Raw genomic sequence first — 26,024 nt, 5'->3', positions numbered from 1 at the left:
CATCAAGGGGTGAACCAGGCCGGTTGCAGGGCCGGTCTGCGCCACCACAAAAACAAGGCTTGCAGCGCCGCCAATCCGCCCAGCAGCGCCATGGCCATTTGCATGGCCGCAGGGCCGTATGTCGGGCTGAGCCAACCCACCCACAGCAGCAAGCCCGGCCCTAACAACAAGGCCGTGGTGCGGGCCAACCAAGGCGGCAACTGACTCAAGGCACCCCTGCCGTCGCGGGGACGGACGCAGTGCACAGCCCAAGCCAGCGAGGGCAGCAGCATGGCCAACACGCCATGCACAGCACTTTGACCCCACAGCATCAGGGCCCCCAAGGCCAGCAAAACCAAGCTCACGCAAAACCCCAGATGGGCACGTTTTTCATGCCATGTCGGCGTCTGCTGGCCTGCTGGTGTCTTCCAGCGCCATGTCCAAGCGACCAGCGCGGGCGCACCCGCCATCAAGGCCAAGTGCCACACCACCATGGTCTCTGTGCGCCAACCCAGGCCCGCGCACCAGACATTGCCCAGCCACAAACTGCCCATCATCAAACCCATGGCCGAGGGCGTCAGCAAAACAGCCCAACCAACGCGTGGGCCCCAACATGCCGACATCGGCTGCACCGTGCAGCGGTCACGCGCATGCAACACCGCAGCACCAAGGGCCAACAAGAGGCTCACACCCCATGGCGTGTCAGACTCGCCACCCGACAGGTGCCAGGCCACCGCCACCAGGCAGCCTGCCAACACGGGATGCCAAGCCAACAGGCCCATCTGAAAAGTGCTGACACGGCTGCGCGTCTCCACCAAGCCGCTCCATGCGCCCCACAGCAACGCCACCAGCAACAAACCCCAATGGGCCATGTCCCAAGCAGCCAGCATGCTGGGCAGCCACACACCACAGGCCGTGAGCAGGCCGCAAACGCCCATGCGCCAAGCACCGGCTTGCAGCGCCCAAGCGCTGCCCCGACACATCAATCGGGCCGCCCACCACAGCACCACAGCCAGCACCCCACTGGCCACGGACCAGCCCAGCCGCATGCCTTGCTCGCCCAACCAGAGCCACCCCAACAGCATCACGGCCCATTGCGCGACCTCACCCGCATGGGCCAGCGCATCAGACTGGGTATATGAGGCGTTTGGCCGCTCAGACATGGGCATACCCATGCAATTGGTCCGAGCCACCGGCCGCGTGCACGCTGACGTTGAAGGACACGATCACCCGGTCGGCCGTGCCGTGGTAGGGCATGGCCTGGTGCGGCAACCAGGATGGAAACACCACCAACTGACCGGGCAGGGGTTCAATGTCGAGGTGGGCGTTTTGCAAATACGCGTTGCCAAAATCCATGGCTGCTCCACCCAAGCGGTTGAAGTGCGGACCATAAAAACGTGTCACGCCATTGGCCGCACCCAACACCGGGTGCATCCGGCGTTCCTGGGGTGAATCCACCTGCAGGCAATACACCCCCGACCACGAGCAGTTGCCGTGCGTGTGCACATCGTGGTGGCTGCCCTGACTGGAGATTTGAAACCAGATGCCCCGCACGGCGATCTGAAAGCCCGGCTTGGCTTCGGGCCACGCGCTTTGGTTGGCCAGCACCACGGTCTGGCGCACGCTGTCGACCATGAAGCGCACCAGCTGTTCCCACTCGGACAGACGAATGCGCTGCAGCAGATCATCGCGACTGGCATAAAAAGCCTTGGGTTCGCCCGCTGTGGACGCATCGGTGGCGCGCATGGTTTGGAACACGCGCACCAGCACCTCATTGACCGCATCGGCTTGTTCAAAACGGTGCACGCCCATCGGCGTGTGCCAGAACTGATGAAGGGGATCGGGCTGGATCATGGCCAACGCAAGTGCGACGATGAAGGCAAAACGCCTCAGGCCGTGACGGAAAAATCTGCCGGCCACTTGAGCCGGTGCCCGGTGCGCTCAGCCAGCGCCTCGATGTCTTCGAGTGTGTCCACATCGGTTCGGTAACGGCTGTTGGTGCTCACCCAAGCATGCACTTGCTCGGGGTTGGCCGACTGCCACTGGCGGCAACCGACATGGGCATCGCCCGCCAAAATTTGATCACGCACCTCGGTGCTGAACATGACCGGATTGCCCGGTAAACCGTCAACGGTGGGCTGCACCACCTGCGCACCCGCAGGGCGTTTTTTGTAGGCTCCGATCAGGTCATTGATGTCTTGTGAGTTGATCAGCGGCTGATCGGCCAGCGCCACCAACACCGCGTCGAGTTTGGGCGACAGTGCTTGCAAGCCCAATCGCAAAGACGAAATCTGGCCTGCATCTGGGTCCGGGTTGCGCACCAAGGTAACTGGGAACTCCTGGACAGCTTCTTCGATGCGATCCGCATAGTGGCCAAGCACCACCACCACTTCGTCAACACCGGCACCCGACAGCGCAATCAGCTGGCGACGGATCAGGGGCACGCCCCCCAGCTCCAGCAGGCTTTTGGGTCGGTGCCCCATGCGCGAGCCCGAACCTGCGGCCAACAGCACAGCCCCCACCGTCACACGGCTGTAAAGCCCGCCACCGCCTTTGAGAATACAACCCATGTCAGCCTCCGCAGCAAGATGATTTGGCAGATGCTGCCACAGCCGATGTGGCTTCCACCGCCACAGCTGTCAGGGCCGGGACTGTCGCAGCCTCCCGCTGGGTGGCCGATTTTTTGACGCCGCCGCAGCAACTGCCCGCTGCCACAGGGGCCACCAAGGGCGCATCGGCCATGGCCGGTGCAGATGCAGGTGCAGGTGCAAACACGGGCTCAGCAGACGCAAAGACCGCAGCAGGGGCAGAGATCACCGCTTTGGGCGCGTGCCCACGCCGGGCCGCGACCACCGAGGTCAGGACCGACAAAGCAATTTCTTCAGGGGTTTGTGCACCAATGAATTCGCCCGCAGGGGCCACGATGCGGGCCACAGCCGCCGGATCTTCGCCACTGGTGACCAAGGTGTCCAGCAGCACCCCCGCCTTGCGGGCGCTGGCCACAAACCACAAACCTTGGGGCTGCAAAGCCAATGCGGCTTTCAGGCCTTGCAGGTCGCGACGGCCTTGCGTGGCCACCACCACAAAGGGGGTGGAGGCCAGCTGCGCACCGACCGCTGGCACATCGTCCGTGCTCAACACCGTATCGGCATCGGGGTAATCAACGGCCTGCGCACCGTGCGCCACCACCGCCACGCGCAGGCCCACGCGAGGGGCCAGGCTCACCAGCGCGCGCGCCACCGGCGAATCCCCCACCACGGTCAACAAGGCCGAAGGCATGACCGGGTCGATGAACAACTCCAGCGTGCCGCCCGAGTGGCAGGCCATGCCGAATTCGAGCACGTCGCCCAGATCGCGTTCAGCGCTTTCGTCCGAGGGTGAAATGCGGATGGTGCGTGGCTGGCCGTCGAGCAACGCACGGCGCACGGTCTTGATGACCGCCGGTTGCGCGCAGCCGCCACCGATCCAGCCATGGATCTGGCCATCGGCCGTGACCACGGCCTTGTCGCCGGCTTTGCCAGAAGTGGGGGCTTGAGCACGCAGCACAGTGACCAAGGCAAATGGCTGCTCGGCTGCCTGCAGTCGGGCCGCTTGGATGATCCATTCGTTGCGGTTCATGGCGTTCTCCTTGGGGTCTATCTTGGGTTCAAAAATAGCTCAGTGCAACACTGGGCGGGCGGCGGCCAAATCAGCCAAGCTGGCCAACGGCACAAAGCGCTCAATGCTGCGGCGCGCGCGCTGCAAAGCGGTCGCGGCAGGCACCTGCCGCGTGGGGTGAAACCAGGTGATGCGGACACCCCGCGCGCGCACTTCTTGCAGCGCAGCAGCCAGCAGCTCAGGCTCATCGGTGTCAAAGCCATCCGAAAACACCCACACGCGCGAGCCCCGGTTGAGCTGCGCACGGGCATGGTGGCGGGCAAAGTCCTGCAAGCTGGCGGCAATGCGCGTACCGCCGCCAAAACCGGCGGTAACGGCGTTGACTTTTTCCTGAATCGCCGGGGTATCACGGTGCATATAGGGTGTGACTTCGGCCAACCGGGTGTGGAACACAAAGACCCGTGCGTCGGCCTCCAGCGCAAAAGCACGGGCCACACGCAAAAACAGCGCGGCGTGAGACTCCATGGAGCGGCTTACATCGGCCAAGATGAACAGGCGGGGTGGCTCTTGGCGTTTGACTTTCCAGGCTGGTTGCAACAGCTCACCACCCCAGCCCACACTGCGGCGCAAGGTCTGGCGCATGTCCAGTCGCTGGCCGCGTGGTGCCACGCGCCAACGGCGGGTGGCACGTGGCAACAATTTGGCGGTGATCTGGCGTGCGAGGCTCTGCAGCGCGCTGAGCTCTTGCGGCATCCACATCTGGCCATCGCGCTGGTGCAAGGCCTCGGTGCGGCTGGCACCCCCTTGGGCGCGGGGTGCACCTGCGTCGTGTTCGTCTTGCCCCACCGAGGGCATATCGCCTGCGGTCTGGGGTGCTGATTTTGGGCCGCCGGGTTGGCTCGCGGCATTCATTTGTTCGTGCATGGCCTGCACGCTTTGGCGCAGGTTGCGGCTGGGCCGCGTCTGGCCGCTGACTTTGACACCCCCGCGCAATTTTTCGGGGTGCCAAAAGCGCTCATAAACATCAGGCCACAGCTGCCATTCGCGGTGGCTGTGGCAGGCAATGGCTCGCCAGGCCGCTTGCAAGGGCCGCTCTTGCAAGGGGCCAAAGTGCAGGACCGCTTGCAGCATGGCTTGCTGTTCGGCCACCCCCACCGTCAGACCGTGTTCGCGCAGCAGCGCGGCGAAACCCGCCAAACGCTCGGAAGGCGTGCTGGCGGGTGCGGTGTTCATGAACTCACCGGATGAAGGCCGGGCGTTTTTTCGGCCACGCCCACAGAACGGCGGCCTTCAACCAGTTGGCGCAGGCGGTCAGACCCCATCACAAAGCGGTCTTCGCGGGTCTTGAGCAAGCAGCCCAAAGTGCCCAGCACCGCAGCCATGTCTTCGGGCAAGCTGTGGTGGCCCAACTTGAACAAGGCGCTGACCCAGTCCAGGGTTTCGGCGATGCCAGGAATCTTGGCCAGGTCTTCGCGGCGCAGGGCTTGCACAAACTGCACGGCGTCTTCGACCAGCCGGGTGTCCGCTTCAGGCAATGCGGTTTTGACGATGGCGATCTCGCGCGCCAGCGTTGGGTAATCGAGGTAGTGGTACAGGCAGCGGCGGCGCAGCGCATCAGACAACTCACGCGTGCCGTTGCTGGTCAAAATCACTTGCGGAATGTGCGTGGCGCGAATGGTGCCAATCTCCGGCACGGTGATCTGGTAATCGGCCAGCACTTCGAGCAAGAAGGCTTCAAAGGCTTCGTCGGCGCGGTCGATCTCGTCGATCAGCAGCACGCAGGGGCCGCTCTGACTGATGGCGCGCAGCAAGGGCCGTTCCAGCAAATAGTCACGGCTGAACACATCTGACTCACGCACCCGGCCCAAGCCCGCCTTGTCCGCTTCGTTGAGGCGGATCGCCATCAATTGGCGACCGTAATTCCACTCGTAAGCGGCTTGCGCCAAATCCAGGCCTTCAAAGCATTGCAGACGCACCAAGGTGGCGCCTTGCTCACTTTGGGATTGGGCGAGCGCCGTGGCCAAAGCGGTTTTGCCGACACCCGCGTCACCCTCGATCAACAAGGGACGCTGCAATGCCGACGCCAGCCACACGGTGGTGGCCAGGTCGGCATCGGCCAGATAACCCGCGCGCTGCAACCGCTCACGCAACAAGCGCTCTTCAGTGGCAGGGCGTCCGGCTTGGTCTGGCGTGGTCATGCTCAGGCTTTCTTGCCCAACAAGCCACCCAGCCAGCTCTTGAGCAAGGCCCAGAAGATGGCCAGGCCATTGATCTCGCGGGCCACCACAGGGGCGGCAGGTGCCGCCGCCGCAGTGGCACTGGCGCCAGCCGTGGCACCCGAAGCACCCGCCGCTGGCGAACCATCGGCCGCAGGCAGCGTCAGCGCAGTCTGGCGGAAGTTTTCAACAAACTGCGCCAGCAGCATGTCGGACACCTGCACCATCATGCGACCGCCGAATTGGGCGAACTTGCCGTTCACGATCACCGCCGCCTGCCCATTGAGCACGCAGTGCGCCGGGTTGGCAGGGTCGGGCGTGATGATGGCGGTCAGGTCCATCGAGGCGGACGAGCCGCCTTTGTCGGCACCTTTGCCACGCAAGACCATCTTGCGCTCGGCGGCCACCGCTTCGATCACGTCGACCGTGCCGCCGAACTGGGCCACTGCCGGGCCAACCTTGACCTTCACGCCGCCTTTGAACGACGTGTCAGACAGTTGCTCAGTGATTTCGGCACCGGGCATGCAATTGGCCGTGGCCTTGAGGTCGGTGAGCAAGGCCCACGCTCGTGCCGCGTCCACATCGAGTGGGTATTGTTTGTCGAGTTTGACTTCCATGGTGGTTCCTGATTACAAAGCCGCGCCGTGCTCGCGCAGCGCTTTCCAGGTGCGGAAAGCGTTGTGCGGCATGTCCAGGTGTGTGACACCCAGGTGAGAGAAGGCATCGACCACGGCCGAAGTGAAGGTCGGGATCGAGCCCACGTGCGGCGATTCGGCCACGCCCTTGGCACCCAGCGGGTGGTGCGGCGAAGGCGTCACGGTGTGGTCGGTTTCCCAGTGTGGGGTTTCCACAAAGGTGGGCAAGAAGTAATCCATCAGCGTGTTGCCCAGCAAGTTGCCCTGCGCATCGAAAGGCATTTGCTGGCCCATGGCCACGGCAAAGCCTTCGGTCAGACCGCCGTGAATCTGGCCATCGATGATCATCGGGTTGATGCGGGTGCCACAGTCGTCCAGCGCATAGAAGCGGCGGATCTTGGTCTCACCCGTGGCACGGTCGATGTCGACCACACACAAGTAGATGCCGAACGGGAATGTGAAGTTCGGTGGGTCGTAGTAATGCACGGCTTCCAGGCCTGGCTCCAAACCGTCTGGTGGCTGGTGGTAGGCCTGCCACGCCACATCGGCCATGGTCTTGAACTTGCTGTCGTCGCCCTTGACCTTGAAACGGTCGACTTCCCAGTCGAGATCGTTTTCGTTCACTTCGAGCATGTGTGCAGCGATCTTGCGGGCCTTTGCATGGATCTTGCGGGCGGCCAAAGCGATGGCGGCACCCGCCACCGGTGTGGAACGCGAACCGTAAGTGCCCAGGCCGTAGGGCGCGGTGCTGGTGTCGCCTTCTTCGACCTGAATCACTTCAGACGGAATACCCAACTCTGTGGCGATGATCTGCGCGTAGGTGGTTTGGTGGCCCTGGCCTTGCGTGATGGTGCCCATGCGGGCGATTGCGCTGCCGGTGGGGTGGATGCGGATTTCGCAAGAGTCGAACATGCCCACGCCCAAGATGTCGCACATCTTGGAGGGACCGGCACCCACCACTTCGGTGAAGGTGACCAAGCCAATCCCCATCAAGGTCGGGCTGTTGGGATCGGTGCGTTTGAGCGCTTGCTCGGCGCGCAGGCCTTTGTAATCCACCGCCTCCAACACCTTGTCGAGCGCGGTCTGGTAATCACCCGAGTCGTATTCAAAACCGAAGGCGCTGGTGTAGGGGAACTGCTCTTTCTTGACGAAGTTCTTGGCGCGGATTTCGGCCTTGTCCATGCCCAGTTTTTGCGCCAGCACGTCGACCATGCGCTCGATCAAATACACCGCTTCGGTGACACGGAAAGAGCAGCGGTAAGCCACGCCACCGGGGGCTTTGTTGGTGTAAACGCCTTTCACGCTGGCGTGTGCCGCAGGAATGTCGTAACTGCCCGAGACGATGTGGAACATGCCCGCAGGGAACTTGGTCGGGTCAGCGCAGGCGTCAAACGCGCCATGGTCGGCCACCACATTCACGCGCAGGCCGGTGATCTTGCCGTCGGCGGTGGCGGCCAGTTCGCCGTCCATGTGGTAGTCACGGGCAAAGGCGGTGGACGAGATGTTTTCGATGCGGTCTTCGACCCATTTGACGGGGCGGCCCAGCACGATAGAGGCCACGATGGCGCAGACATAGCCGGGGTAGATGCCAACCTTGTTGCCAAAGCCGCCACCGATGTCGGGGCTGACGATGCGCACTTTAGACTCGGGAATGCCCGAGAGCATGGACACCACGGTGCGCACCACATGGGGGGCTTGGCTGGTGATGAAGGTGGTCAGGTCGCCCTTGATCGGGTCGAACGAGGCCACGCAACCACAGGTCTCCAGCGGGCAAGGGTGCACGCGAGGGTAGTACATGTGCTGCGACACGGTCACTTCGGCTTTGTCAAAGGCCGCATCGGCGGCTGACTTGTCACCCGCATCCCACGTGAAGATGTGGTTGTGGTGCTCACGTTTGCCATGTGCACCTTCGGTCTTGCCAGCCAGGTCTTCACGAATCACCGGGGCATCGGGTTGCAGGGCGGCATAGGGATCGAGCACCACGGGCAACTCTTCGTATTCGATCTCAACCGCTTCGACCGCGTCAGCGGCGATGTAGCGGTCGTCGGCGATCACGATGGCCACTTCCTGCATCTGAAAGTGCACTTTGCCATCGGCCAGCACGGCAGCCACGTCACCGGCCAGGGTCGGCATCCAGTGCAGCTTGAGGGGTTTCAAGTCATCTGCTGTGAGCACGGCGTGCACGCCAGGGATGGCCAGTGCCGCCTCTTTGTTGATCTTGATGATGCGGCCGTGGGCAATCGGCGAGCGCACGATGTCCATGTGCAGCATGCCGGGCATCTTGATGTCATCGACGTAGTTGCCCTTGCCTTGGATGAAACGGGCGTCTTCTTTGCGCAGGCGCGAAGCGCCCATGCCAGCCAACGCGAGTTCGCGGGCTTCTGCGGTTTGTACCGGTGCGTTCATGTGTGTCTCCGATCAAATGGGTTTCGCATCAAGCCGCAACGGGCTCTTGCAGTTTTTTGGCGGCGTACTGGACGGCTTTGACGATGTTCTGGTAACCGGTGCAGCGGCACAGGTTGCCGGCCATGCCATGGCGAATTTCGTCTTCGCTCGGGTTGGGGTTCTCCTGCAAGAAACGGTAAGCGCGCATCAGCATGCCGGGCGTGCAAAAGCCGCATTGCAGGCCATGCTCTTTGTAAAAGCCTTCTTGCACAGCGTGCAGCACGCCCTTGTTGGCCAGGCCTTCAACGGTGAGCACTTCAGAGCCATCGCATTGCACAGCCAAATGCGTGCACGACTTGACCGAGCGGCCATCAATGTCCACGGTGCAAGCACCGCAGTGGCTGGTCTCACAACCGATGTGGGCACCGGTCAGGTTGAGTTCTTCGCGCAAAAAGTGGATCAGCAGGGTGCGCGGTTCAACGGCTTTTTCTTCTTTTTTGCCATTGACGGAAACGGTGACGAGTTTTTTGGACATGTTGTTCTCCTTCGTTTATGCGCAGCGCGACCAGGCTTTGTTCAAGGCGCGCTTGACCATTTCTCCGGCCATGGCGGTTTTGTATTCAATGTCGCCCCGCAGGTCTTCGGCCGGATCGCAAATCGCGATCGCAGCGTCCACGGCGGCTTGCACGTTGGCGGCGCTGAAGGGCTTGTTCAGCAAAGCGGCTTCGGCAGCCTCGGCACGCAAAGCCGTCGGGGCCACGTTGGTCAGTGCAATGCGCACATGGCTGACCTGGTCGCCGCTTTTGCGGATGACCACGGCACAACCGGCTGTGGCCCAGTCACCGGTCTTGCGCTTGAGTTTTTCGTAGGCCGAGCCGGTGCCGGGCGCGAAGGCGGGCACACGGATCTCGCACATGACTTCGTTTTCTTCGAGCAACGTCATGTAAGTGCCGAGGAAAAATCCGTCAGCGGCCACTGTTCGGCGTCCGTTCGGGCCTTCCAGCACAAATGAAGCATCGATCACGATGGACAAGGCAGGGTGATCGTTGCCGGGATCGCCGTGGGCGATGTCACCACCAATCGTGCCGCGATTGCGCACTTGGGGGTCAGCGATCAGCTTGGCTGCTTCGCACAGCAAGGGCACTTTGGCCTGCAGAATGGGCGAGGTGATCAGGTCGTTTTCCACGGTCATGGCCCCGATGACCACGGTGCCGCCTTCTTCACGGATGCCCTTGAGTTCAGGAATGCGGTTGATGTCGATCAGGTGCTCGGGCTGCGCAAATCGCAGTTTCATCATAGGCAGCAGGCTGTGGCCGCCCGCCAGCAGCTTGGCGTCTGAGCCCAATTGGCCAAGCAAGGCAACGGCCTCGCCGACGGTTTTGGGCGCGTGGTATTCAAAACGCGGTGGAATCATCAAGGTCTCCTGAGTTTTGTTGGAAAACAGCAGCTCAGTATTGGGGAGAGTCCTTTTCCGACTCAATAGTCAGGTTTTATTCAAATACGTCACTCTTTGGTCGATTTATTGCACGAAATGCACTTTATCGAGCACGAAACGCATTGATCAGACTTTTTGACTCTTGCAATCAGGGAATGTCCTAGGGACAAAAACGCATCGGGAATACCCTTAAAAACGGGCTCCAATTGGGGCTCAACAGGGGCTCAGAGAAAAGAAAGGCCCCCGCAGAGGGGTCAGCCCAAGCCCAGCGCCTCACGCAGGCGGGACACTTCGCCGCGCGACACCGGCACTTGCTGGGTGTTTTTGCCCTTCAGCACCACATGGGTTTTGCTGCCTTCACGGCCCAGCTCATGCACCGCCTGCAGATTGACGATAAAGCAGCGGTGCACGCGCATGAACTGTGCAGGGTCCAGCCTCAGCGCCAGATCACCGATGCTCAGGTTGCAAAAATGGTAGCCCTCCCGGGTGAGCACACGGGTGTAATGCGCCTGCGACTCCAGACTGAGCACGTCGCGGGTGTCCACAAAAGCCACCTTCTGGTTGGCCACCATCGGGATGCGCGACAAACGCATATTTCTTGCAGGCGGTTCGACGAGGGGCTGCTCTTGCCCAACCACTTGCGTGACGTCATAGAACACCAAGGCAAAGCCGGTGGTCTCTCCCTTGGCATTGCCCAGGCGGCTGACCTTGATGAGCAAGACCTGCTCGGGGATGTTGATGATCATGGTCATCGGCACCGCATTGGCCATAGGGCAGCCCGAAGCCTCGTCCAGCAGGAATTTGACTTTGGGTTTGGAGCGCTCGGGATGAAAAGACGTGACCAATTTGTCGAACGGCTGTTTCTCGTCCACCGGCAAAACGCGCCGCGCATAGTCGTTCATGGCCAGCACGTTGCGCTGGGCATCCAAATGGATCACCCCCGCCTCGAACTTTTCAAACAAGTACAGGCCCGGGTTGGGTGCGGTCTTGGAATCCGTCATTTTGTCTCCTGGGCACTGTGCCAAGTGGGCCCTGTTGTGCACCTCTTGGGATGCACTGATGTCTAGGGCGTCTCAAAAATGGTTTGGCAAGGCTGCGTCACAACAACCGAAAAAATTGCTAAAACCATTTTCAAAGCGGGCCCATTCTGCCACCGATACCGCACCTGCCGTGGTCAACCGTCCAGTACACCTGCGGTCTGTACGGCACCCACGCGCAGGCCAGCTGTCACACCCGGCACCCATCGCAAAACCGCTACAGTCATTGGTCTTGTTGTTGCCTTTTTCCGGAGTTTGCCCATGAACGCCCCCTTGCACCGCGAAATACCCGCTGACCTGCTCGACAGCGCCCGCGCCTTGAGTGAAGTCACCCAGACATGGGACAGCCGCATCCTGCCCGAGCTGAAAACATACATCGAGATCCCGGCAAAGTCACCGGCATTCGATGCCGACTGGGCCGCCAACGGCCACATCACCACCGTATTGCACCGGGCCGCGCAATGGGTCGAAGCGCAAAAAGTAGACGGCCTGACGCTCGAAATCATCCAGCTGCCGGGGCGCACACCGGTCATGTTTTTTGAGGTCGCCGCCACGCGTGCGGCCAGCGATGGTTCGGGCCAAACGGTGCTGATGTATGGCCACCTGGACAAGCAGCCCGAGTTCAACGGCTGGCGCAATGACCTTGGCCCTTGGACCCCGGTTTACGAAGACGGCAAGCTGTATGGGCGCGGCGGCGCCGATGATGGCTATGCGGTCTACGCCAGCATCGCAGCGGTGCAAGCGCTCAAGAGCCAAAAGACACCGCACCCGCGCATCGTGGGCCTGATCGAGACCTGCGAAGAATCAGGCTCTTACGACCTGCTGCCTTATGTGGACGCACTGCGCACCCGCTTGGGCGATGTGGGTCTGGTGATTTGCCTGGACAGCGGCGCTGGCAACTACGACCAGCTGTGGCTGACCACCAGCCTGCGCGGCATGGCCAGCGGCACGCTCAAGGTGCAGATCCTGACAGAGGGCATCCACTCGGGCGACGCCTCGGGCTTGGTGCCATCGAGCTTTCGCATCATGCGCCAAGTGCTCGACCGGCTGGAAGACAGCACCACCGGGCGGCTGTTGCCGGCCAGCTTCCATTGTGAAGTGCCCGCTGAGCGGCTGGCACAAGCCCAAGCCACCGCCGCCATTTTGGGTGACGAGGTGTACAAGCGCTTTCCCTGGGCGCACTACGATTGCGGCGGCTCCACCAGCTTTGCGCTGCCCACCACCACCGACCCGACACAGGCCTTGCTCAACCGCACCTGGACCCCGACCTTGAGCGTGACCGGTGCCGACGGCTTTCCGGCCCTCAAAGACGCGGGCAATGTGCTGCGGCCCTACACCGCCTTCAAGCTCAGCCTGCGCCTGCCTCCGCTGGTGGACGCAGCGCAGGCCGTGGCCGAAATGAAAGCCTTGCTCGAAGACAACGCCCCCTACCAAGCCAAGGTCACCTTTGAGGCGGGCGGCGGTGCCACCGGCTGGAACGCGCCCGACACCTTGCCGTGGTTCGAGCAAGCGCTCAACCGCTCAAGTCAGGCGCACTTTGGTGCCCCGGTGGGCTACATCGGCCAAGGCGGCACCATTCCGCTCATGAACATGCTGAGCGCCGGTTTCCCCAAGGCACAAATGATGGTTTGCGGCGTGCTCGGCCCCAAGAGCAACGCGCACGGACCGAACGAGTTTTTGCATGTGCCCTATGCCCAAAAACTCACGGCGGCGGTGGCCGAAGTGATGGCACGGATGCCTTGATGTTTTCGCAAAAACTTTCCATCTCACGCCCAGCCGTTTCAGCCCTGCAAGGCGAAGCGGGCCAGCTGGCGGTTTATGACTGGGATCTGCCTGCGGACAAGCCCCTGGGCACTGTACTTTTGGTGCATGGATTGGGCGAGCACGCCGGGCGCTATGGCGAAGTCGCGGCGAATTTGCACCAGTGGGGCTTTGCGGTGCGGGCTTACGACCAGCAAGGCCACGGCCGCTCAGATGGCGCTCGCGGCGACATGCTGCGCCCCGGCAGTTTGCAGGTCGACTTGTGCCGCGTGGTCGACGACACACGGCAGCACCCGGCTTTGGCCCATGCCCCGCTGATCTTGCTGGGCCACAGCATGGGCGGCTTGGTGGTGGCACGCACACTGGCGGAACAACTGTGCTCGGTGGATGCGGCGGTTTTGTCATCGCCAGCGCTGGGGGCGTTTCCGAATGTGTTCCAAAAAATGCTGCTGGCCACACTGCCCCGCGTGCTGCCGCACCTGCGGGTGGACAACGGCCTAAAAGCCGAGTTCGTGTCGCGAGACCCCGATGTGGTCAAAGCCTACTTGGCCGACCCGATGGTGCACCGCCGCATTTCCGCAGGACTGGCCGCCTGGATTTTGAACAACGGCGCCCAAACCCTGGCCGATGCGGCGCAGTGGTCCGTTCCCACTTTGTTGCTCTATGCGGGGCAAGACCATCTGGTCAACGCACACGCCAGCGCCGACTTCGCGCAGACTGCACCGCAGGCCGTGGTGCAGTCCCAGTGCTTTGAAGGCATGTACCACGAGATCTTCAACGACCTCTACCGCGCCCAGGTGTTCAACGCGCTCAAGCGCTGGTTGCTTGCACGCTTTTCTGCTTGAGCGCCATCCACACCAAGGCCACACCAGTCAGCGCCACGGGCAGCAATGAGCCGATGTTCAGCCAAGTCCAACCCTGCGTGGTGACCAAGGCCCCCGAGGCAAACGAGGTCACCGCCATGGTGGAGAACACCAAAAAGTTGATGGCCGCCTGACCCCGGTCTTTTTCGGCGGGTGTCCAGGCTTTCATGGCCAGTGTGGTGCTGCCGGTGAACAAAAAGTTCCAGCCCAAACCCAACAAGAACAGCGCGATCAAGAACTGGTGCAACTCGACCCCCGTCAGCGCGATGGCGATGCACGCCAAGTTGATCACCACGCCCACGCCCATGATCTGCAGCGTGCCAAATTTCTTGATCAAGTGGCCCGTGAAAAAGCCCGGCGCAAACATGCCGATCACATGCCACTCCAGCACCAGCGCCGCATCGTCAAAACTGAAGCCGCACACCTGCATAGCCAGCGGTGTGGCCGCCATGAGCAAGTTCATCACGCCATAGCTCAGGGCGGCGGCTGCGGCGGCCACGATGAACACCGGCTGGCGCATGATTTCAGACAAAGGCCGGCCCGCGCTGTCACCGGGTTTTTTGGCAGGCACCGCCGGAAAGCGGATGAAGGCCATGCAGACCATGGCCAAAACGGCCACGATGCCCAGCGCCATGTAAGCGCCCAAAAACGGGGTTTCGTACAAAGTGCGGGTGCGCGAGGCCAAGTTGGGGCCCACGATGGCCCCGATCAAACCACCGGCCAAGACCAAAGAGACCGCTTTTTCGCGAAAGCCGTCAGCGGCCAACTCAGCGGCGGCAAAACGGTACAGCTGGCCGTTGGCGCTGTAATAACCCGCGATCACCGTGGCGGCCACCAGCAACCAGAAGTTGTGGCTCCAGGCCGCATAGGCAGCGAGCAATGCCGAGAACAAAGCCACGCCCAAGCCCAGCTGGAACGACACTTTTCGACCCCAGCGCGACTGGCTTTTGGCCACCAAGCCGGTGGACAGCGCACCCCCCACCACATAGCCCATGACGGGCAAGGTCGCCATCCACCCCAGCGGGGCCATGGACAGGCCAACCAAGCCATTGATGGCAATAAAGGTGACGTTGTTGGTGAAAAACAGGCCCTGGCAGAGCGTAAGGAGGATCAGATTGGCATTCATACCGGGCAGTGTATCGCTTGCCGCTTATGAAACTGCGTCGCCTTGGCTTATCGGGTCCTGCGGGCCATTGCGGCCCCCGCACCGCAAAAGACGCCACACAAGGTGCGCTGAACGCGTCAGGCGCAAACCGCCAGCACGGCCAAAGGCGCGGTTTCGGCCCGCAACACACGCGGCCCCAGAGTCACCGGCGCAAAACCCGCCGACAGGGCTGCGGCCTCTTCGGAGGGGCTCAAGCCCCCTTCTGGGCCGCTGAGCACGGTCACAGCCGCGCTGCCCGTCATCTGCGCCAGCGGCTGTGTGCCTTGCGACAAAGACAACACCCAGCGCTCACCGGCCGGGGCTGTTTGGAGCCATTGCCCCAGCGTCACCGCCGCATGAACCACGGGCACCCGGTTGCGCCCGCATTGCTCGGCGGCGGCCACGGCCACGCCTTGCCAGTGCGCCAGCTTTTTCTCAGCGCGCTCGCCTTTGAGCTTGAGCACGCTGCGCTCGGCCACCAAGGGCGTGATGCTGGCCACGCCCAGCTCGGTGGCTTTTTCGACCAGCCAGTCCATGCGTTCGTTGGCGGTGATGCCCGCCAGCAAGTGCACAGCGCGGACGGCTTCACGCTCCACCGGGTGGTGTGTACCCACCTCGACCTCGACATCGCTGCGGCCCATGCGGGTCACGGTGGCGTCAAACTCGCCGCCTTCGCCATTGAACAAGGTGATCACATCGCCCGGCTGCATGCGCAGCACCTGCACATGGCGGGCAGCGCCAGCAGGCAGACTCAGGGCAAGGCCAGTGGCCAGAGGGGTGGGGCAATAAAAACGCGGCATGCTCACATGCGCCCGTAAGCAAAGCCCACTTGCGGCGTGGTGCCCTCGATCTCGTCGATCACTTTGAGCAAGGGGCCCAGTTCGCGGTAGCGGTCGCAGGTGGTGCGGATGTAGTGAATGAAGCGGGGCGCGTCGGCTAGGTATTTGGGCTTGCCATCGCGCAAGGTCAAGCGGGCAAAGATACCGGCGACTTTGAGGTGGCGCTGCAAGCCCATCCACTCGACGGCGCGGTAAAACGCGCCGAAGTCACTGTGCCAGTCTTCAAAGTCCATCAGGCCAGCTTTGCGGGCTTTTTCCCAATAGCGGATGGTGATGTCGAGCACGAAGTCTTCGTCCCAGCTCAAAAAGGCATCGCGCATCAGGCTGGCCACGTCGTAAGTGATGGGGCCGTAAACCGCGTCTTGAAAATCCAGCACACCCAGTTGTGCACCCAGCGGCCCAGCGCCGTGGGGCATCATCAGGTTGCGCGGCATGAAGTCGCGGTGCACATACACGCTGGGCGCGGCCAGGTTGCGTTGCACGATCAGGGCAAAGGCCTTGTCCAGCGTCTCTTTGTCTTGACCTGCCAGCTGCACTTTTTTGTGCTGGGCCAAGTACCAATCGGGGAACAGGCTCAGCTCGCGGTTGAGCAAGGCCTCGTCATAGGGCGGCAACACGCCGGGGCGCGAGGCCAGCTGCCACTGCACCAGCGCATCCACGGCCTGCATGTACAGGCCATGGTTGGCTTGGGGGCGCTCGGCGTCGATGGCCGACATCATGGTGGCATCACCCAAATCACTCAGCAACATGAAGCCATGGGCGGCGTGCCAGTTCAGCACTTCGGGCGCATGCAGGCCGGCGGTTTTCATCAAGGCGGCAATGCGGACAAAGGGTTCCGAGTTTTCTTTGTCGGGTGGCGCGTCCATGACGATGCGGCTGCCACCTTGCACGGTGTCCACCCGCAAATAGCGGCGAAAGCTGGCATCGGCTGATGCGATGCGCAAAGTTTCGGGCAAAAGCCCCTGCTCAGCAGCGATGCTCGCCATCCATTGATGGCATAGACCCTGGCGGGCAGGGTCTGCCCAGCTGACCTCAGAAACAAGCACAGGCGGGGAAATGGGGGATGAAGAGGGATGGCTCATGGATAATCGCATTCTACAAAGCCTGTTGCTGCCTTTGACTGGTCAGGGCAGGCTGATTCTTTTGCAACTTCCCCCATTTTGTGGCCTCATATTTCGCATTTTTCTGTTTGCCGATGAACCCAACGGCTGCCTTTGCCTGCCGCAACGGGGTTGCGGCACTGCTGTTGGCTTTGAGCGTCAGCGCGTCTTGGGGCCAGCCTGCCCATTTGTCCTTGCGCAGCAGCCCTTTGCTGGAGGAAACGGTTTCGGAACGTCAGCAATCTGAAGGGGCCGTATTTGTAAAAGGTGCACAAATCACCGCCCGCCCCGACATGGACTTGGTGGTTGAAGGTCAGGCCAGCATCCGACGGCCAGGGTTGGCGTTGAGAGCCGATCGGCTGGACTACGACCAGACGCAAGACGTGGTGGATGCCACAGGCCAAGTGCGTGTCAGCACGCCAACCAGTGTTTTCAGCGGCCCAAGACTGAAGCTCAAGGTCGACAGCTTTCAGGGCACCTTTGAAAAACCGGACTTCGAGTTGTACGGCAGTGGGGGTTACGGTCAAGCCGCCGAGGTCGAGTTTGTGGACAACAAACGCACCATCGTTCGCCAAGCCAACTACACCACATGTCGACGTACCCCGGGCCCCGAGTGGCTGCCCGAATGGCTCCTGAAAGCCACGCAACTGACCATTGACGAAGAAGAGTCGAGCATCGAGGCCAACGGCGTTCAGATGCGCTTTCAGGATGTGCCCATTTTTGCTGCGCCCTCCATCAGCCTGCCATTGACGAATGAACGCAAGTCCGGCCTGTTGCCGCCACTGTTCAGCATTGACACGGTCAACGGCGTTGAAGTGGCTCAACCGTATTACTTTGACATTGCACCCAACCGCGATGCCACCGTCACCACGCATGTGATGAGCCAGCGCGGAGTGGCGGCAGACACCGAATTTCGTTATCTGGAGAGAGACTACAGCGGCTTGCTGCGCTTGAACCTGATGCCCAGCGACAAACTGCGCTCACAAACCCGCTGGGGCTTGTCCAGCCAACACAACGGGGGCATTGACACGGGACTCGACAGCGTGGGCCGCATCAACCTGGGTTTGACCTTGAACCGGGTCAGCGACAACAACTATTGGCGCGATTTCCCACGCTCGGGCTTGGTGCTGACGCAACGCGCTTTGCCGTCTACCGGCGTCTTGTCCTGGGGCAGGGGTGACTTCAGCATGAGCGCCCAAGTGCAGCGATGGCAAAACCTGCAAGAAGCGGCCCCCCCTTACGACCGGGCGCCACAGATCACCATGCGTTACGGCCAATGGAACGCTGAAGGTCTGGATTGGTCTGTGGTGGGAGACACCACACGGTTTGAGGCCGACTATTCCCGCGTGGCCAGTCTCGCCAACACCACGCCACTCAATGGCGAGCGCAGTTTCGTGCACGCCCAGGTCAGTCGCCCCTGGATTCGCCCTTGGGGCTTTGTGACACCCAAGCTGCAATTGCACGCCACGCGCTACCAGATGGACAGGCCTTTGTCGAATGGCGAAAGTGCGGTCAACCGGGTCTTGCCCACCTTCAGTCTGGATTCCGGTCTGGTGTTTGAACGCGAGACCCGTTGGTTTGGACGCGATGTTTTGCAAACACTGGAGCCTCGTGCTTTTTACGCCCGCACGCCCTACAAAAACCAGGACATGTTGCCGCTCTATGACAGCGGTGCCACCGACTTCAACTTGTCCACCATTTACAGCGAAAACACCTATGTGGGTCAGGACCGACTGGTGGACAACGACGCCCTGACGCTGGGTGTGAACAGCCGCTTTTTTGACGCAGCCAACGGCGCTGAAATGCTTCGGGTGGGCGTGGCCCAACGCATCCGGTTTTCGGATCAGCAGGTTGTCTTACCCGGCCAAGTCGCCAGCTCGGCGGGCCTGAGCGACATTTTGTTTGGCGCAGGCATCCGGTGGGACGATCGCTGGTCATTCGACGCCACCATCCAGGCCAACAACCAGACGCACGACATCAGCCGAACCACCTTGCAGGGACGCTACAACCACAGCCCTTACCGGGTCATCAATGTGGCCTACCGCGCCAACAACCAAGTGACCCCAAACTCCGAGTTTGTGGATGTGGGCTGGCAATGGCCTTTGAGCGACCTGATCGGCCAAACCGACCGACAGGCCGAAACCGCCTGGTCGCGCACCCCTGGGCAAGGCCTCGGGCCCGACCGCTGGTACACGGTGGGCAGGCTCAATTACAGCCTGAAAGAGCGCAGCCTCGTGGACACTCTGGTGGGCCTGGAATACGATGCCGGCTGCTGGCTGGGCCGGGTTGCCTTTCAGCGCCTTCAAACCAACACCTCCAGTGTCAGCGCCACCAGCGCCACCAGCCGCATCCTTTTCCAACTTGAATTCATTGGCTTCGCACGCGTAGGCATCAGCCCCCTAAAGAGCCTCAGTGACAACATTCCCCGCTACCAATACCTGCGCGACAGCACGGTTCAACCCAGTCGGTTCCAGCACTATGAATAAACTGTTTTTTCCTACCAGTCCAGCTTGGCGGGTCGCCATCCTGGGTGCGATCAGCTTGATCTGCTCAGCCGGTTCTTGGGCTCAAACCCCCAATGCTTCCCCTGCAAAAGCCGCCACCGCCATCACTCGCCAGGCCGATTTCATCGTGGCGGTTGTCAATTCAGAGCCAATCACCAACCGCGATGTGCAAGTGCTGCGGCAGCGGCTGGCCAGCGAAGCGGCAGCTCGCGGCGGCGTACAACCCGACACCAACGAACTCAATCGCTTGGCCGTCGAGCAACTGATCAACGAAAAAGCCCAATTGCAGCAAGCGCGCGATGCGGGCATCAAAATTGAAGACGAGGCCATTGAGCAGGCCGAGCTGAATGTGGCGGCCAGCAACCAGTTGACGCGTGAGGAAATGCACAAGCGCTTGGCGCAAGAAGGCATCACCTTGAGCGCCTTTCGCACACAACTGCGCACCCAACTCACCCTAACCCGTTTGCGCGAACGCGAGGTTGAGGGCCGCATCCGCGTCAGCGACGTCGAAGTCGAGCAATTCCTGCGCGAACAGCTGAAAGCACAGGCTGGGCAAATGCCAGCCCAGTTGAATTTGGCCATGATCCTGATCTCGGTGCCTGAACAAAGCACCGCATCAGACGTTCAAGCTTTGGGCGAACGCGCGGCCGACATTGCTCGCCGTGCACGCGCTGGCGAAAACTTTGCCGAGCTGGCCAAGGCTTTTTCTCAAACCAGCGACAAAGGGGCCAATGGCGGCGACATGGGTCTGCGCCCTGCCGATCGCTACCCCGACTTGTTTCTGGACGCGACGCGCAACCTGAATGTGGGTGAAGTGGCTGCGCCTGTTCGGTCTGCTGCAGGCTTTCACATTCTCAAAGTGATTGAGCGCCGCCAAACCACCACACTGATGGTGACGCAAACGCGTGCCCGCCACATTTTGCTGCGGCCTTCCGCGCAAATGTCGCAAACCCAGGCCGTGGCCAAGCTCACCGAAGTGCGCAAAGCCGTGGTGTCCGGCAAAGCCGATTTCGCAGCACTGGCCCGCGAGATGTCACAAGACGGCAGCGCGCAACAAGGAGGGGACTTGGGCTGGGCCAACCCCGGCATGTTTGTGCCCGAGTTTGAACAAGCCATGAACCGCCTGCGCCCAGGCCAGGTGGCAGAACCGCTGGTGTCCCGCTTTGGCGTCCACTTGATCGAAGTCACCGACCGCCGCAACGCGCCCATGAGCGATCAGGAGCAACGCACCCTGGCGCGCAATGCCTTGCGCGAAAAGAAACTCGATGAGGCTTATGCCACCTGGGTCGAAGACATCCGTGGCCGGGCCTATGTCGAGATGCGAGAGCCACCCCAATGAAACACATCGCACGCAAACGGTTTGGTCAGCACTTTTTGACCGACGGCGGCATCATCGATGCCATCGTGGACGCGATCAACCCCGAGGCGGGCCAGCCCATGGTCGAAATTGGCCCTGGCCTGGCCGCCTTGACCCAGCCTTTGGTCGAGCGTTTGGGTCACCTGACTGTCATCGAGCTGGACCGCGACCTGGCGGTGCGCCTGCGCGAGCACCCGCACCTGTCGGTGGTCGAGTCAGACGTGCTCAAAGTCGACTTCAGGGCTCTGGCGACGCAGATGTTGGCCAAGACCTCGCCTGTGGCCACGGCCAAAATCCGGGTCGTGGGCAACCTGCCGTACAACATCTCCACGCCCATCCTGTTCCATTTGCTGGCGCAAGTGGACGTGATCGAGGACCAGCACTTCATGCTGCAAAAAGAAGTCATTGACCGCATGGTGGCCAAGCCCAGCACATCTGATTACAGCCGTCTGTCGGTCATGCTGCAATGGCGCTACGACATGGCCAACGTGCTGTTTGTGCCCCCTGAAAGCTTTGACCCACCCCCGCGCGTGGACAGCGCCGTGGTGCGCATGGTGCCCCTGGCCCAACCACCCGAGGTCAACGTCAAGACGCTGGAAACACTGGTGCAGGTCGCCTTCAGCCAGCGCCGCAAAATTTTGCGCAACACCTTGGGTAAATGGCTCGAAGAAAAAGGTTTCAGCGGCACCTTTGATTTGCAACGCCGGGCCGAAGAAGTGCCTGTGGCCGAATTTGTGGCTTTGGCGCAAGCAGTCTGAACGCGTCAACACACGTCAGCGCCCACAAAAAAGCCCGTCAGTGACGGGCTTTTTGCTTTGCCGCATACAGCAGCTCAACGCGGTATCAGGCGGCTGCGAGCCAATAACCTGCGTTGAATGGGCTGCTCATGCGCAGCGCCAAGGGCGACACGTCCACCAATTTGTCGGTGGGCATTTTTTCGCCTTCTTCGACCGATTCGGCCATCACGGCGTCCTCGGTTTGTGCCTCATTCGCCCGTCCTGCTTGGCTATTTTGCGCAGAACGGGCTACAGAAAAGAATAGAAGCATCGGAAGGGTATCTTCCTGTCTCCCCAGTAATCGGCCGTGTCACGGAAGATGTCCAGCAATTGCTCGCGGGCTTCCTTGTCAAATTTGACGTGCGCCGGAATTTGCTCCAGCACCACGATGAAGCCTGGCTGTGGGCCCGACTTGTGCAATGGGTCTGTCATGCAGTCGTACAAGGCATCAAAGTTCTTGCCAAAGTGCGAGGGCAGCGTGAATTGCGCACCAATGAGGTCCAGCACGTCTTGTTTGCTCTGGGCTTCGGCCAAGTTGGCATACAAAAAGTGGTGGCCCAGGCCTTGGGCGGCCTCTTGCAAGTCGCTCACGCGGTAAGCGCGAATCGACTGCACGATGTTAGACCGCACGCCCTTCAGGGGCGCCTCTTGGTCGTGACGAATCGGCGTGTCCATCTCCGTGGTCTTTCTCTAAAGTCTAAAAATCAAGGCTTGTCGACAATCATGCGAAAACTCGCGTAATGGTCCTGTGTGTAGTAACAGGTCTGTGGATTTCGGGGAACCTGGCCACCGCAAACGATGCGCCGTGCTCCGCGATGCTTCACTCCGGGTGTTCTGACGGTGTATTCACGGTAAAACCCCCGTATCTCGCGGGGCAGAAGTCGCTCTCGATTGCCAAAAACCGTGCCGTCCTTTTCATGAGGAAAAGGACCCCCCTTGCGGATGAGCTGGTACGTTTCTTGGCCTTCTCGCGGCAAATCTGTCACCGACAGCGTCGGTGAAGTTTGGGCAGGGGTGGCCGGACTGGCCTGCACCCATAGAGTGCAAATTGAGAGCACCAACCCCAAAAGCACCGGCATCCAGCGCTGCAGGGCGGCAATTTGTCGCGCCACCTTCATGAAAACACCTTTCAGAAGCCCCCGGGTAAACCCGAAAACTCGAAGGCGCTAGTGTGAGGCAAACGACATAAAAAAGCAAGCGAATGCCCAATAAACAGGCAAAGCCTGTCTGGGCATTCAAAGCTTAAGTTAGCGCTTGCTGTCGTTTTATGGCTTAACGCGCGGCGTTGGCATCGGCCACGGTGAGGGCAGTCATGTTCACAATCCGGCGCACGGTGGTGCTGGATGTCAGGATGTGAACCGGCTTGGCGGCCCCCAGCAAAACGGGGCCCACCGCGATGTTGCCGCCCGCAGCCGTCTTGAGCAAGTTGTAAGCAATATTGGCGGCATCAATGTTTGGCAAAACCAACAAATTCGCATCGCCAATGAGGCTGCTGTTTGGCATCACGGCATGGCGCGCTGCCGCATCCAGCGCCACGTCACCGTGCATTTCGCCGTCCACTTCAAGCCATGGCGCGTTTTTGCGCAGCAGCTCCAGCACGTCACGCATTTTGACGGCGCTGGGCTGGTTGGACGAGCCAAAGTTGGAATGCGACAGCAAAGCCGCCTTGGGCTTGATGCCGAAGCGGCGCATTTCTTCGGCCGCCATGATGGTGAATTCGGCCAACTGATCGGCCGTAGGGTCGTAGTTGACATGGGTGTCGACCATGAAGACCTGGCGGCCTGGCAACATCAAGCCGTTCATGCAGGCGTAAGTGTTGACGCCAGCACGCTTGCCGATGACCTGGTCGATGTAGTTCAGGTGCATGGGGTTGGTGCCCCAAGTGCCGCAAATCATGCCGTCCACGTCGCCTTTGTGCAGCAACATGGCGCCAATGAGCGACAAACGGCGGCGCATTTCGATCTTGGCGATTTGCTCGGTGATGCCCTTGCGCTCGGTCAGGCGGTGGTAGGTCTGCCAGAAATCGCGGTAACGGTGGTCCAGCTCGACGTTGACCACGTCATAGTCCAGCTCTTCTTTCAGGCGCAGACCGAACTTTTCGATGCGCTCGGCAATCACCGCCGGGCGGCCAATCAGGGTTGGGCGGGCAATGCCTTCGTCCACCACGATCTGGGACGCACGCAGCACGCGTTCTTCTTCGCCTTCGCTGTAGGCAATGCGCTTTTTCAAGGCGCGCTTGGCGGCCGTGAAAATCGGTTTCATCATCGTGCCCGAGGCATAAACAAAGCCTTGCAGCTTTTCGCGATAAGCGTCCAGGTCTTTGATGGGGCGCGAGGCCACGCCGCTGTCGGCTGCGGCTTGCGCCACGGCTGGCGCGATCTTCATCATCAAACGCGGATCAAACGGCTTGGGAATCAGGTACTCAGGACCAAAAACCAAAGGTTCGCCCACATAGGCGGCGGCCACGACTTCGCTTTGCTCGGCTTGCGCCAACTCGGAAATGGCGTGCACGGCCGCGATTTCCATCTCCAACGTGATGGTGGTTGCACCGCAATCCAAAGCGCCGCGGAAAATATAGGGGAAACACAGGACGTTGTTGACCTGGTTTGGGTAATCGGTGCGACCGGTGGCCATGATGGCGTCGTCGCGGACGGCCTTGACGTCTTCAGGGTCGATTTCGGGATTGGGGTTGGCCAAGGCAAAAATCAGCGGCTTGGCCGCCATGGACTTGACCATGTCTTGCTTGAGCACGCCACCGGCTGACAAACCCAGGAACACGTCGGCGCCATCGATGACCTGCGCCAGCGTGCGGTGCTCGGTTTTTTGCACAAACTGGATCTTGTCTTCGTCCATCAGCTCGGTGCGGCCTTCGTAGACCACACCCGCCAAGTCGGTGACCCAGATGTTTTCGCGAGGAATGCCCAGCTTGACCAACAAACCCAAGCAAGCCAAGGCGGCAGCGCCCGCACCCGAGGTGACCAGCTTGATCTTTTTGGGGTCTTTGCCCACGATTTTCAAGCCGTTCAAAATGGCTGCGCCCACCACGATGGCGGTGCCGTGCTGGTCGTCATGAAAGACCGGGATCTTCATGCGCTCACGCAACTTGCGCTCGACATAAAAGCAGTCCGGCGCTTTGATGTCTTCGAGGTTGATGCCGCCAAAGGTCGGCTCCAGCGAAGCGATGATCTCGACCAGCTTGTCCGGGTCTTTTTCGTTGATCTCGATGTCAAACACGTCGATGCCCGAGAACTTCTTGAACAAGACGCCCTTGCCTTCCATGACCGGCTTGCTGGCCAATGGGCCAATGTCGCCCAAACCCAGAACGGCGGTGCCGTTGGTCACCACGCCCACCAGATTGCCTCGGCTGGTGTATTTGAATGCATTGGCCGGGTCTTTGACAATTTCTTCGCAAGGTGCGGCCACGCCGGGCGAGTAAGCCAGCGCCAGATCGTGCTGGTTGACCAACTGCTTGGTGGCCGCAATGGCCACTTTGCCGGGAGTCGGGAACTCGTGGTATTCGAGTGCGGCTTTGCGCAATTGAGCGCGTTTTTCTTCGGCTTGAACCTTGTTGGTCATTGTTGTGCTCCGTTGTAGGAAAGTGCCGCGTGGCTGCTGGCGTTCAGCAGCCATTCTGAATAGGGTTGAATTTATCAAGTCGCTAGGCGACAGATCGGCGTAAGTTTCATTGTAGACCCCGGATTACCGAGTTTTGACCGCGTCAATCTGCGTAACAAGTGAGTTGGCTTTTGACTTTTGCGCACAAATGCCCGCCGCCTCAACGCAAATGCTTCCAGGCTTTGTGTTGCAGGGCATCGGCCACGCTGGTGGAACGAGGCCCCGGGATGACTTCAATAGAAGCACCCGCTTGCAAAATGCCCGGCTGGTCCACCGCCAGATAAAAGCCGCAGCGCCCGCTTTGCACCATGTCTTTGGCGGCCAGCGCGTAGCCCATCACCGCGTTGAACTTGCCGCAAGGCTCACGGGGTTGCGTCACGCGCAAAACCACATCGCCCAACTTCAAGCCATCGCCGATAAACACGTCTTGTTCGAACAGGCCTTGCAGGCTGAGGTTTTCGCCCAAATAACCAGGGTTTAGGATTTCATCGAACATCGTCACGCCCCGAGCCTGGCGCTGCGCTTGCCACCAAGGCAGGTGTTCTGACGGCAGGGCATAAACCGCTTTGCTCAGGCCACCGTGCACAGACAAATCGGCCTGCTCGTCACCCATCAAGCCCAAAGGGCCCAGCGCCACCGGGCCTGCTACAGCTGTTTTGCCGATGGCCGACACCAGCTTGCGCTGGCCCACCATCAAGGGGCGCACCCGCCCGGTCTGGATCGACAGCACACGGCCAAAATGCGCTGCCCGTGCAGGCGAATGGACGGCCTCAGACATGGC

Annotated in this window: 23 protein-coding genes; 5 read left to right on the top strand and 18 right to left on the bottom strand. The window is 61.1% G+C overall.

What is annotated here, in order from left to right:
* Positions 1 to 2: 2 nt before the first annotated feature.
* The 11 genes from ACZ5RG_RS14825 to ACZ5RG_RS14775 all read right to left on the bottom strand — a co-directional run bounded on the left by ACZ5RG_RS14825 (position 3) and on the right by ACZ5RG_RS14775 (position 11,248).
* Positions 3 to 1,142 (bottom strand): hypothetical protein, encoded by a 1,140-nt coding sequence (locus ACZ5RG_RS14825; RefSeq protein ID WP_464447463.1) that lies wholly within the window; start codon positions 1,140 to 1,142, stop codon positions 3 to 5.
* Positions 1,135 to 1,833, bottom strand: a complete 699-nt coding sequence (locus tag ACZ5RG_RS14820; protein WP_312259792.1) for a TIGR02466 family protein — start codon at positions 1,831 to 1,833, stop codon at positions 1,135 to 1,137. The genes ACZ5RG_RS14825 and ACZ5RG_RS14820 overlap by 8 nt, the downstream gene beginning before the upstream one ends.
* A gap of 35 nt (positions 1,834 to 1,868) precedes the next feature.
* A complete protein-coding gene (locus ACZ5RG_RS14815; RefSeq protein WP_312259791.1) occupies positions 1,869 to 2,549 on the bottom strand; it encodes a nucleotidyltransferase family protein in 681 nt (226 codons plus the stop codon).
* A 1-nt stretch (position 2,550) separates the two neighbouring features.
* Positions 2,551 to 3,597 carry an XdhC family protein gene (locus ACZ5RG_RS14810; RefSeq protein ID WP_464447462.1) on the bottom strand — a complete coding sequence of 349 codons (1,047 nt, stop codon included), beginning with the start codon at positions 3,595 to 3,597 and terminating at the stop codon, positions 2,551 to 2,553.
* Between the two features lie 39 nt (positions 3,598 to 3,636).
* Positions 3,637 to 4,809 carry a vWA domain-containing protein gene (locus ACZ5RG_RS14805; protein WP_464447461.1) on the bottom strand — a complete coding sequence of 391 codons (1,173 nt, stop codon included), beginning with the start codon at positions 4,807 to 4,809 and terminating at the stop codon, positions 3,637 to 3,639.
* Positions 4,806 to 5,774, bottom strand: a complete 969-nt coding sequence (locus tag ACZ5RG_RS14800; RefSeq protein ID WP_464447460.1) for an AAA family ATPase — start codon at positions 5,772 to 5,774, stop codon at positions 4,806 to 4,808. Before ACZ5RG_RS14800 ends, ACZ5RG_RS14805 begins: the two co-directional genes overlap by 4 nt.
* Positions 5,775 to 5,776: 2 nt before the next feature.
* Positions 5,777 to 6,409 (bottom strand): CoxG family protein, encoded by a 633-nt coding sequence (locus ACZ5RG_RS14795; RefSeq protein ID WP_464447459.1) that lies wholly within the window; start codon positions 6,407 to 6,409, stop codon positions 5,777 to 5,779.
* Between the two features lie 12 nt (positions 6,410 to 6,421).
* Positions 6,422 to 8,833 (bottom strand): aerobic carbon-monoxide dehydrogenase large subunit, encoded by a 2,412-nt coding sequence (locus ACZ5RG_RS14790; protein WP_464447458.1) that lies wholly within the window; start codon positions 8,831 to 8,833, stop codon positions 6,422 to 6,424.
* Between the two features lie 28 nt (positions 8,834 to 8,861).
* Complete coding sequence (locus tag ACZ5RG_RS14785) at positions 8,862 to 9,347, bottom strand: (2Fe-2S)-binding protein (RefSeq protein ID WP_312259785.1); 486 nt, start codon at positions 9,345 to 9,347, stop codon at positions 8,862 to 8,864.
* Between the two features lie 15 nt (positions 9,348 to 9,362).
* Positions 9,363 to 10,226, bottom strand: a complete 864-nt coding sequence (locus ACZ5RG_RS14780; protein ID WP_312259784.1) for an FAD binding domain-containing protein — start codon at positions 10,224 to 10,226, stop codon at positions 9,363 to 9,365.
* Between the two features lie 275 nt (positions 10,227 to 10,501).
* Complete coding sequence (locus tag ACZ5RG_RS14775) at positions 10,502 to 11,248, bottom strand: LytTR family transcriptional regulator (protein ID WP_312259783.1); 747 nt, start codon at positions 11,246 to 11,248, stop codon at positions 10,502 to 10,504.
* A 297-nt stretch (positions 11,249 to 11,545) separates the two neighbouring features.
* On the opposite strand from ACZ5RG_RS14775, the gene ACZ5RG_RS14770 reads away from it, so the two are divergent.
* Together ACZ5RG_RS14770 and ACZ5RG_RS14765 are read left to right on the top strand one after the other, a co-directional pair.
* Positions 11,546 to 13,027, top strand: coding sequence for a M20 family metallopeptidase (locus ACZ5RG_RS14770; RefSeq protein WP_464447457.1), 1,482 nt, complete (start codon positions 11,546 to 11,548; stop codon positions 13,025 to 13,027).
* A complete protein-coding gene (locus ACZ5RG_RS14765; protein WP_464447456.1) occupies positions 13,027 to 13,890 on the top strand; it encodes an alpha/beta hydrolase in 864 nt (287 codons plus the stop codon). Before ACZ5RG_RS14770 ends, ACZ5RG_RS14765 begins: the two co-directional genes overlap by 1 nt.
* Here ACZ5RG_RS14765 and ACZ5RG_RS14760 read toward each other — a convergent pair.
* The 3 genes from ACZ5RG_RS14760 to ACZ5RG_RS14750 all read right to left on the bottom strand — a co-directional run bounded on the left by ACZ5RG_RS14760 (position 13,856) and on the right by ACZ5RG_RS14750 (position 16,973).
* Positions 13,856 to 15,034, bottom strand: coding sequence for an MFS transporter (locus ACZ5RG_RS14760; protein ID WP_298602653.1), 1,179 nt, complete (start codon positions 15,032 to 15,034; stop codon positions 13,856 to 13,858). The genes ACZ5RG_RS14765 and ACZ5RG_RS14760 overlap by 35 nt on opposite strands.
* A gap of 116 nt (positions 15,035 to 15,150) precedes the next feature.
* Positions 15,151 to 15,852, bottom strand: coding sequence for a 16S rRNA (uracil(1498)-N(3))-methyltransferase (locus tag ACZ5RG_RS14755; protein WP_464447455.1), 702 nt, complete (start codon positions 15,850 to 15,852; stop codon positions 15,151 to 15,153).
* A gap of 2 nt (positions 15,853 to 15,854) precedes the next feature.
* Complete coding sequence (locus ACZ5RG_RS14750; protein ID WP_464447454.1) at positions 15,855 to 16,973, bottom strand: aminoglycoside phosphotransferase family protein; 1,119 nt, start codon at positions 16,971 to 16,973, stop codon at positions 15,855 to 15,857.
* 113 nt (positions 16,974 to 17,086) lie between these two features.
* Between ACZ5RG_RS14750 and ACZ5RG_RS14745 the strand changes: the two genes are divergently transcribed.
* The 3 genes from ACZ5RG_RS14745 to rsmA are packed head-to-tail and all read left to right on the top strand — an operon-like array spanning position 17,087 to position 21,610.
* On the top strand, positions 17,087 to 19,477 hold the full coding sequence (locus ACZ5RG_RS14745) for an LPS-assembly protein LptD (RefSeq protein ID WP_464447453.1): 2,391 nt from the start codon (positions 17,087 to 17,089) through the stop codon (positions 19,475 to 19,477).
* Complete coding sequence (locus ACZ5RG_RS14740; RefSeq protein ID WP_464447452.1) at positions 19,470 to 20,834, top strand: peptidylprolyl isomerase; 1,365 nt, start codon at positions 19,470 to 19,472, stop codon at positions 20,832 to 20,834. Before ACZ5RG_RS14745 ends, ACZ5RG_RS14740 begins: the two co-directional genes overlap by 8 nt.
* Positions 20,831 to 21,610 (top strand): 16S rRNA (adenine(1518)-N(6)/adenine(1519)-N(6))-dimethyltransferase RsmA, encoded by a 780-nt coding sequence (gene rsmA / locus ACZ5RG_RS14735; RefSeq protein ID WP_298602664.1) that lies wholly within the window; start codon positions 20,831 to 20,833, stop codon positions 21,608 to 21,610. Before ACZ5RG_RS14740 ends, rsmA begins: the two co-directional genes overlap by 4 nt.
* Positions 21,611 to 21,877: 267 nt before the next feature.
* Here the strand turns inward: rsmA and ACZ5RG_RS14730 are convergent, their stop codons facing one another.
* The 4 genes from ACZ5RG_RS14730 to ACZ5RG_RS14715 all read right to left on the bottom strand — a co-directional run bounded on the left by ACZ5RG_RS14730 (position 21,878) and on the right by ACZ5RG_RS14715 (position 26,021).
* Positions 21,878 to 22,303, bottom strand: a complete 426-nt coding sequence (locus ACZ5RG_RS14730) for a barstar family protein (protein ID WP_019429907.1) — start codon at positions 22,301 to 22,303, stop codon at positions 21,878 to 21,880.
* Between the two features lie 29 nt (positions 22,304 to 22,332).
* Positions 22,333 to 22,746, bottom strand: coding sequence for a guanyl-specific ribonuclease (locus ACZ5RG_RS14725; protein ID WP_464447451.1), 414 nt, complete (start codon positions 22,744 to 22,746; stop codon positions 22,333 to 22,335).
* 154 nt (positions 22,747 to 22,900) lie between these two features.
* Positions 22,901 to 25,204 carry an NADP-dependent malic enzyme gene (locus tag ACZ5RG_RS14720; protein ID WP_298602672.1) on the bottom strand — a complete coding sequence of 768 codons (2,304 nt, stop codon included), beginning with the start codon at positions 25,202 to 25,204 and terminating at the stop codon, positions 22,901 to 22,903.
* Positions 25,205 to 25,403: 199 nt separating this feature from the next.
* The gene (locus ACZ5RG_RS14715) at positions 25,404 to 26,021 is read right to left on the bottom strand and encodes an MOSC domain-containing protein (protein WP_298602676.1); all 618 of its coding nucleotides are present in this window, start codon (positions 26,019 to 26,021) and stop codon (positions 25,404 to 25,406) included.
* Positions 26,022 to 26,024: the final 3 nt, after the last annotated feature.

Source organism: Limnohabitans sp. TEGF005 (genome assembly GCF_055394835.1).
The sequence above is the reverse complement of the archived record's forward strand: the minus strand, read 5'-3'. Positions and strand labels throughout refer to the sequence as shown.

Bases quoted from the DNA above. Each gene is read 5' to 3' on its own strand.
- ACZ5RG_RS14730 (WP_019429907.1), bottom strand. From the start codon at position 22,303: ATGGACACGCCGATTCGTCACGACCAAGAGGCGCCCCTGAAGGGCGTG.
- ACZ5RG_RS14800 (WP_464447460.1), bottom strand. From the start codon at position 5,774: ATGACCACGCCAGACCAAGCCGGACGCCCTGCCACTGAAGAGCGCTTG.
- ACZ5RG_RS14785 (WP_312259785.1), bottom strand. From the start codon at position 9,347: ATGTCCAAAAAACTCGTCACCGTTTCCGTCAATGGCAAAAAAGAAGAA.
- ACZ5RG_RS14815 (WP_312259791.1), bottom strand. From the start codon at position 2,549: ATGGGTTGTATTCTCAAAGGCGGTGGCGGGCTTTACAGCCGTGTGACG.
- ACZ5RG_RS14795 (WP_464447459.1), bottom strand. From the start codon at position 6,409: ATGGAAGTCAAACTCGACAAACAATACCCACTCGATGTGGACGCGGCA.
- ACZ5RG_RS14720 (WP_298602672.1), bottom strand. From the start codon at position 25,204: ATGACCAACAAGGTTCAAGCCGAAGAAAAACGCGCTCAATTGCGCAAA.
- ACZ5RG_RS14745 (WP_464447453.1), top strand. From the start codon at position 17,087: ATGAACCCAACGGCTGCCTTTGCCTGCCGCAACGGGGTTGCGGCACTG.
- ACZ5RG_RS14820 (WP_312259792.1), bottom strand. From the start codon at position 1,833: ATGATCCAGCCCGATCCCCTTCATCAGTTCTGGCACACGCCGATGGGC.
- ACZ5RG_RS14805 (WP_464447461.1), bottom strand. From the start codon at position 4,809: ATGAACACCGCACCCGCCAGCACGCCTTCCGAGCGTTTGGCGGGTTTC.
- ACZ5RG_RS14770 (WP_464447457.1), top strand. From the start codon at position 11,546: ATGAACGCCCCCTTGCACCGCGAAATACCCGCTGACCTGCTCGACAGC.
- ACZ5RG_RS14740 (WP_464447452.1), top strand. From the start codon at position 19,470: ATGAATAAACTGTTTTTTCCTACCAGTCCAGCTTGGCGGGTCGCCATC.
- ACZ5RG_RS14790 (WP_464447458.1), bottom strand. From the start codon at position 8,833: ATGAACGCACCGGTACAAACCGCAGAAGCCCGCGAACTCGCGTTGGCT.
- ACZ5RG_RS14825 (WP_464447463.1), bottom strand. From the start codon at position 1,142: ATGTCTGAGCGGCCAAACGCCTCATATACCCAGTCTGATGCGCTGGCC.
- ACZ5RG_RS14765 (WP_464447456.1), top strand. From the start codon at position 13,027: ATGTTTTCGCAAAAACTTTCCATCTCACGCCCAGCCGTTTCAGCCCTG.
- ACZ5RG_RS14715 (WP_298602676.1), bottom strand. From the start codon at position 26,021: ATGTCTGAGGCCGTCCATTCGCCTGCACGGGCAGCGCATTTTGGCCGT.
- ACZ5RG_RS14750 (WP_464447454.1), bottom strand. From the start codon at position 16,973: ATGAGCCATCCCTCTTCATCCCCCATTTCCCCGCCTGTGCTTGTTTCT.
- ACZ5RG_RS14725 (WP_464447451.1), bottom strand. From the start codon at position 22,746: ATGAAGGTGGCGCGACAAATTGCCGCCCTGCAGCGCTGGATGCCGGTG.
- ACZ5RG_RS14760 (WP_298602653.1), bottom strand. From the start codon at position 15,034: ATGAATGCCAATCTGATCCTCCTTACGCTCTGCCAGGGCCTGTTTTTC.
- ACZ5RG_RS14775 (WP_312259783.1), bottom strand. From the start codon at position 11,248: ATGACGGATTCCAAGACCGCACCCAACCCGGGCCTGTACTTGTTTGAA.
- ACZ5RG_RS14810 (WP_464447462.1), bottom strand. From the start codon at position 3,597: ATGAACCGCAACGAATGGATCATCCAAGCGGCCCGACTGCAGGCAGCC.
- ACZ5RG_RS14755 (WP_464447455.1), bottom strand. From the start codon at position 15,852: ATGCCGCGTTTTTATTGCCCCACCCCTCTGGCCACTGGCCTTGCCCTG.
- rsmA (WP_298602664.1), top strand. From the start codon at position 20,831: ATGAAACACATCGCACGCAAACGGTTTGGTCAGCACTTTTTGACCGAC.
- ACZ5RG_RS14780 (WP_312259784.1), bottom strand. From the start codon at position 10,226: ATGATTCCACCGCGTTTTGAATACCACGCGCCCAAAACCGTCGGCGAG.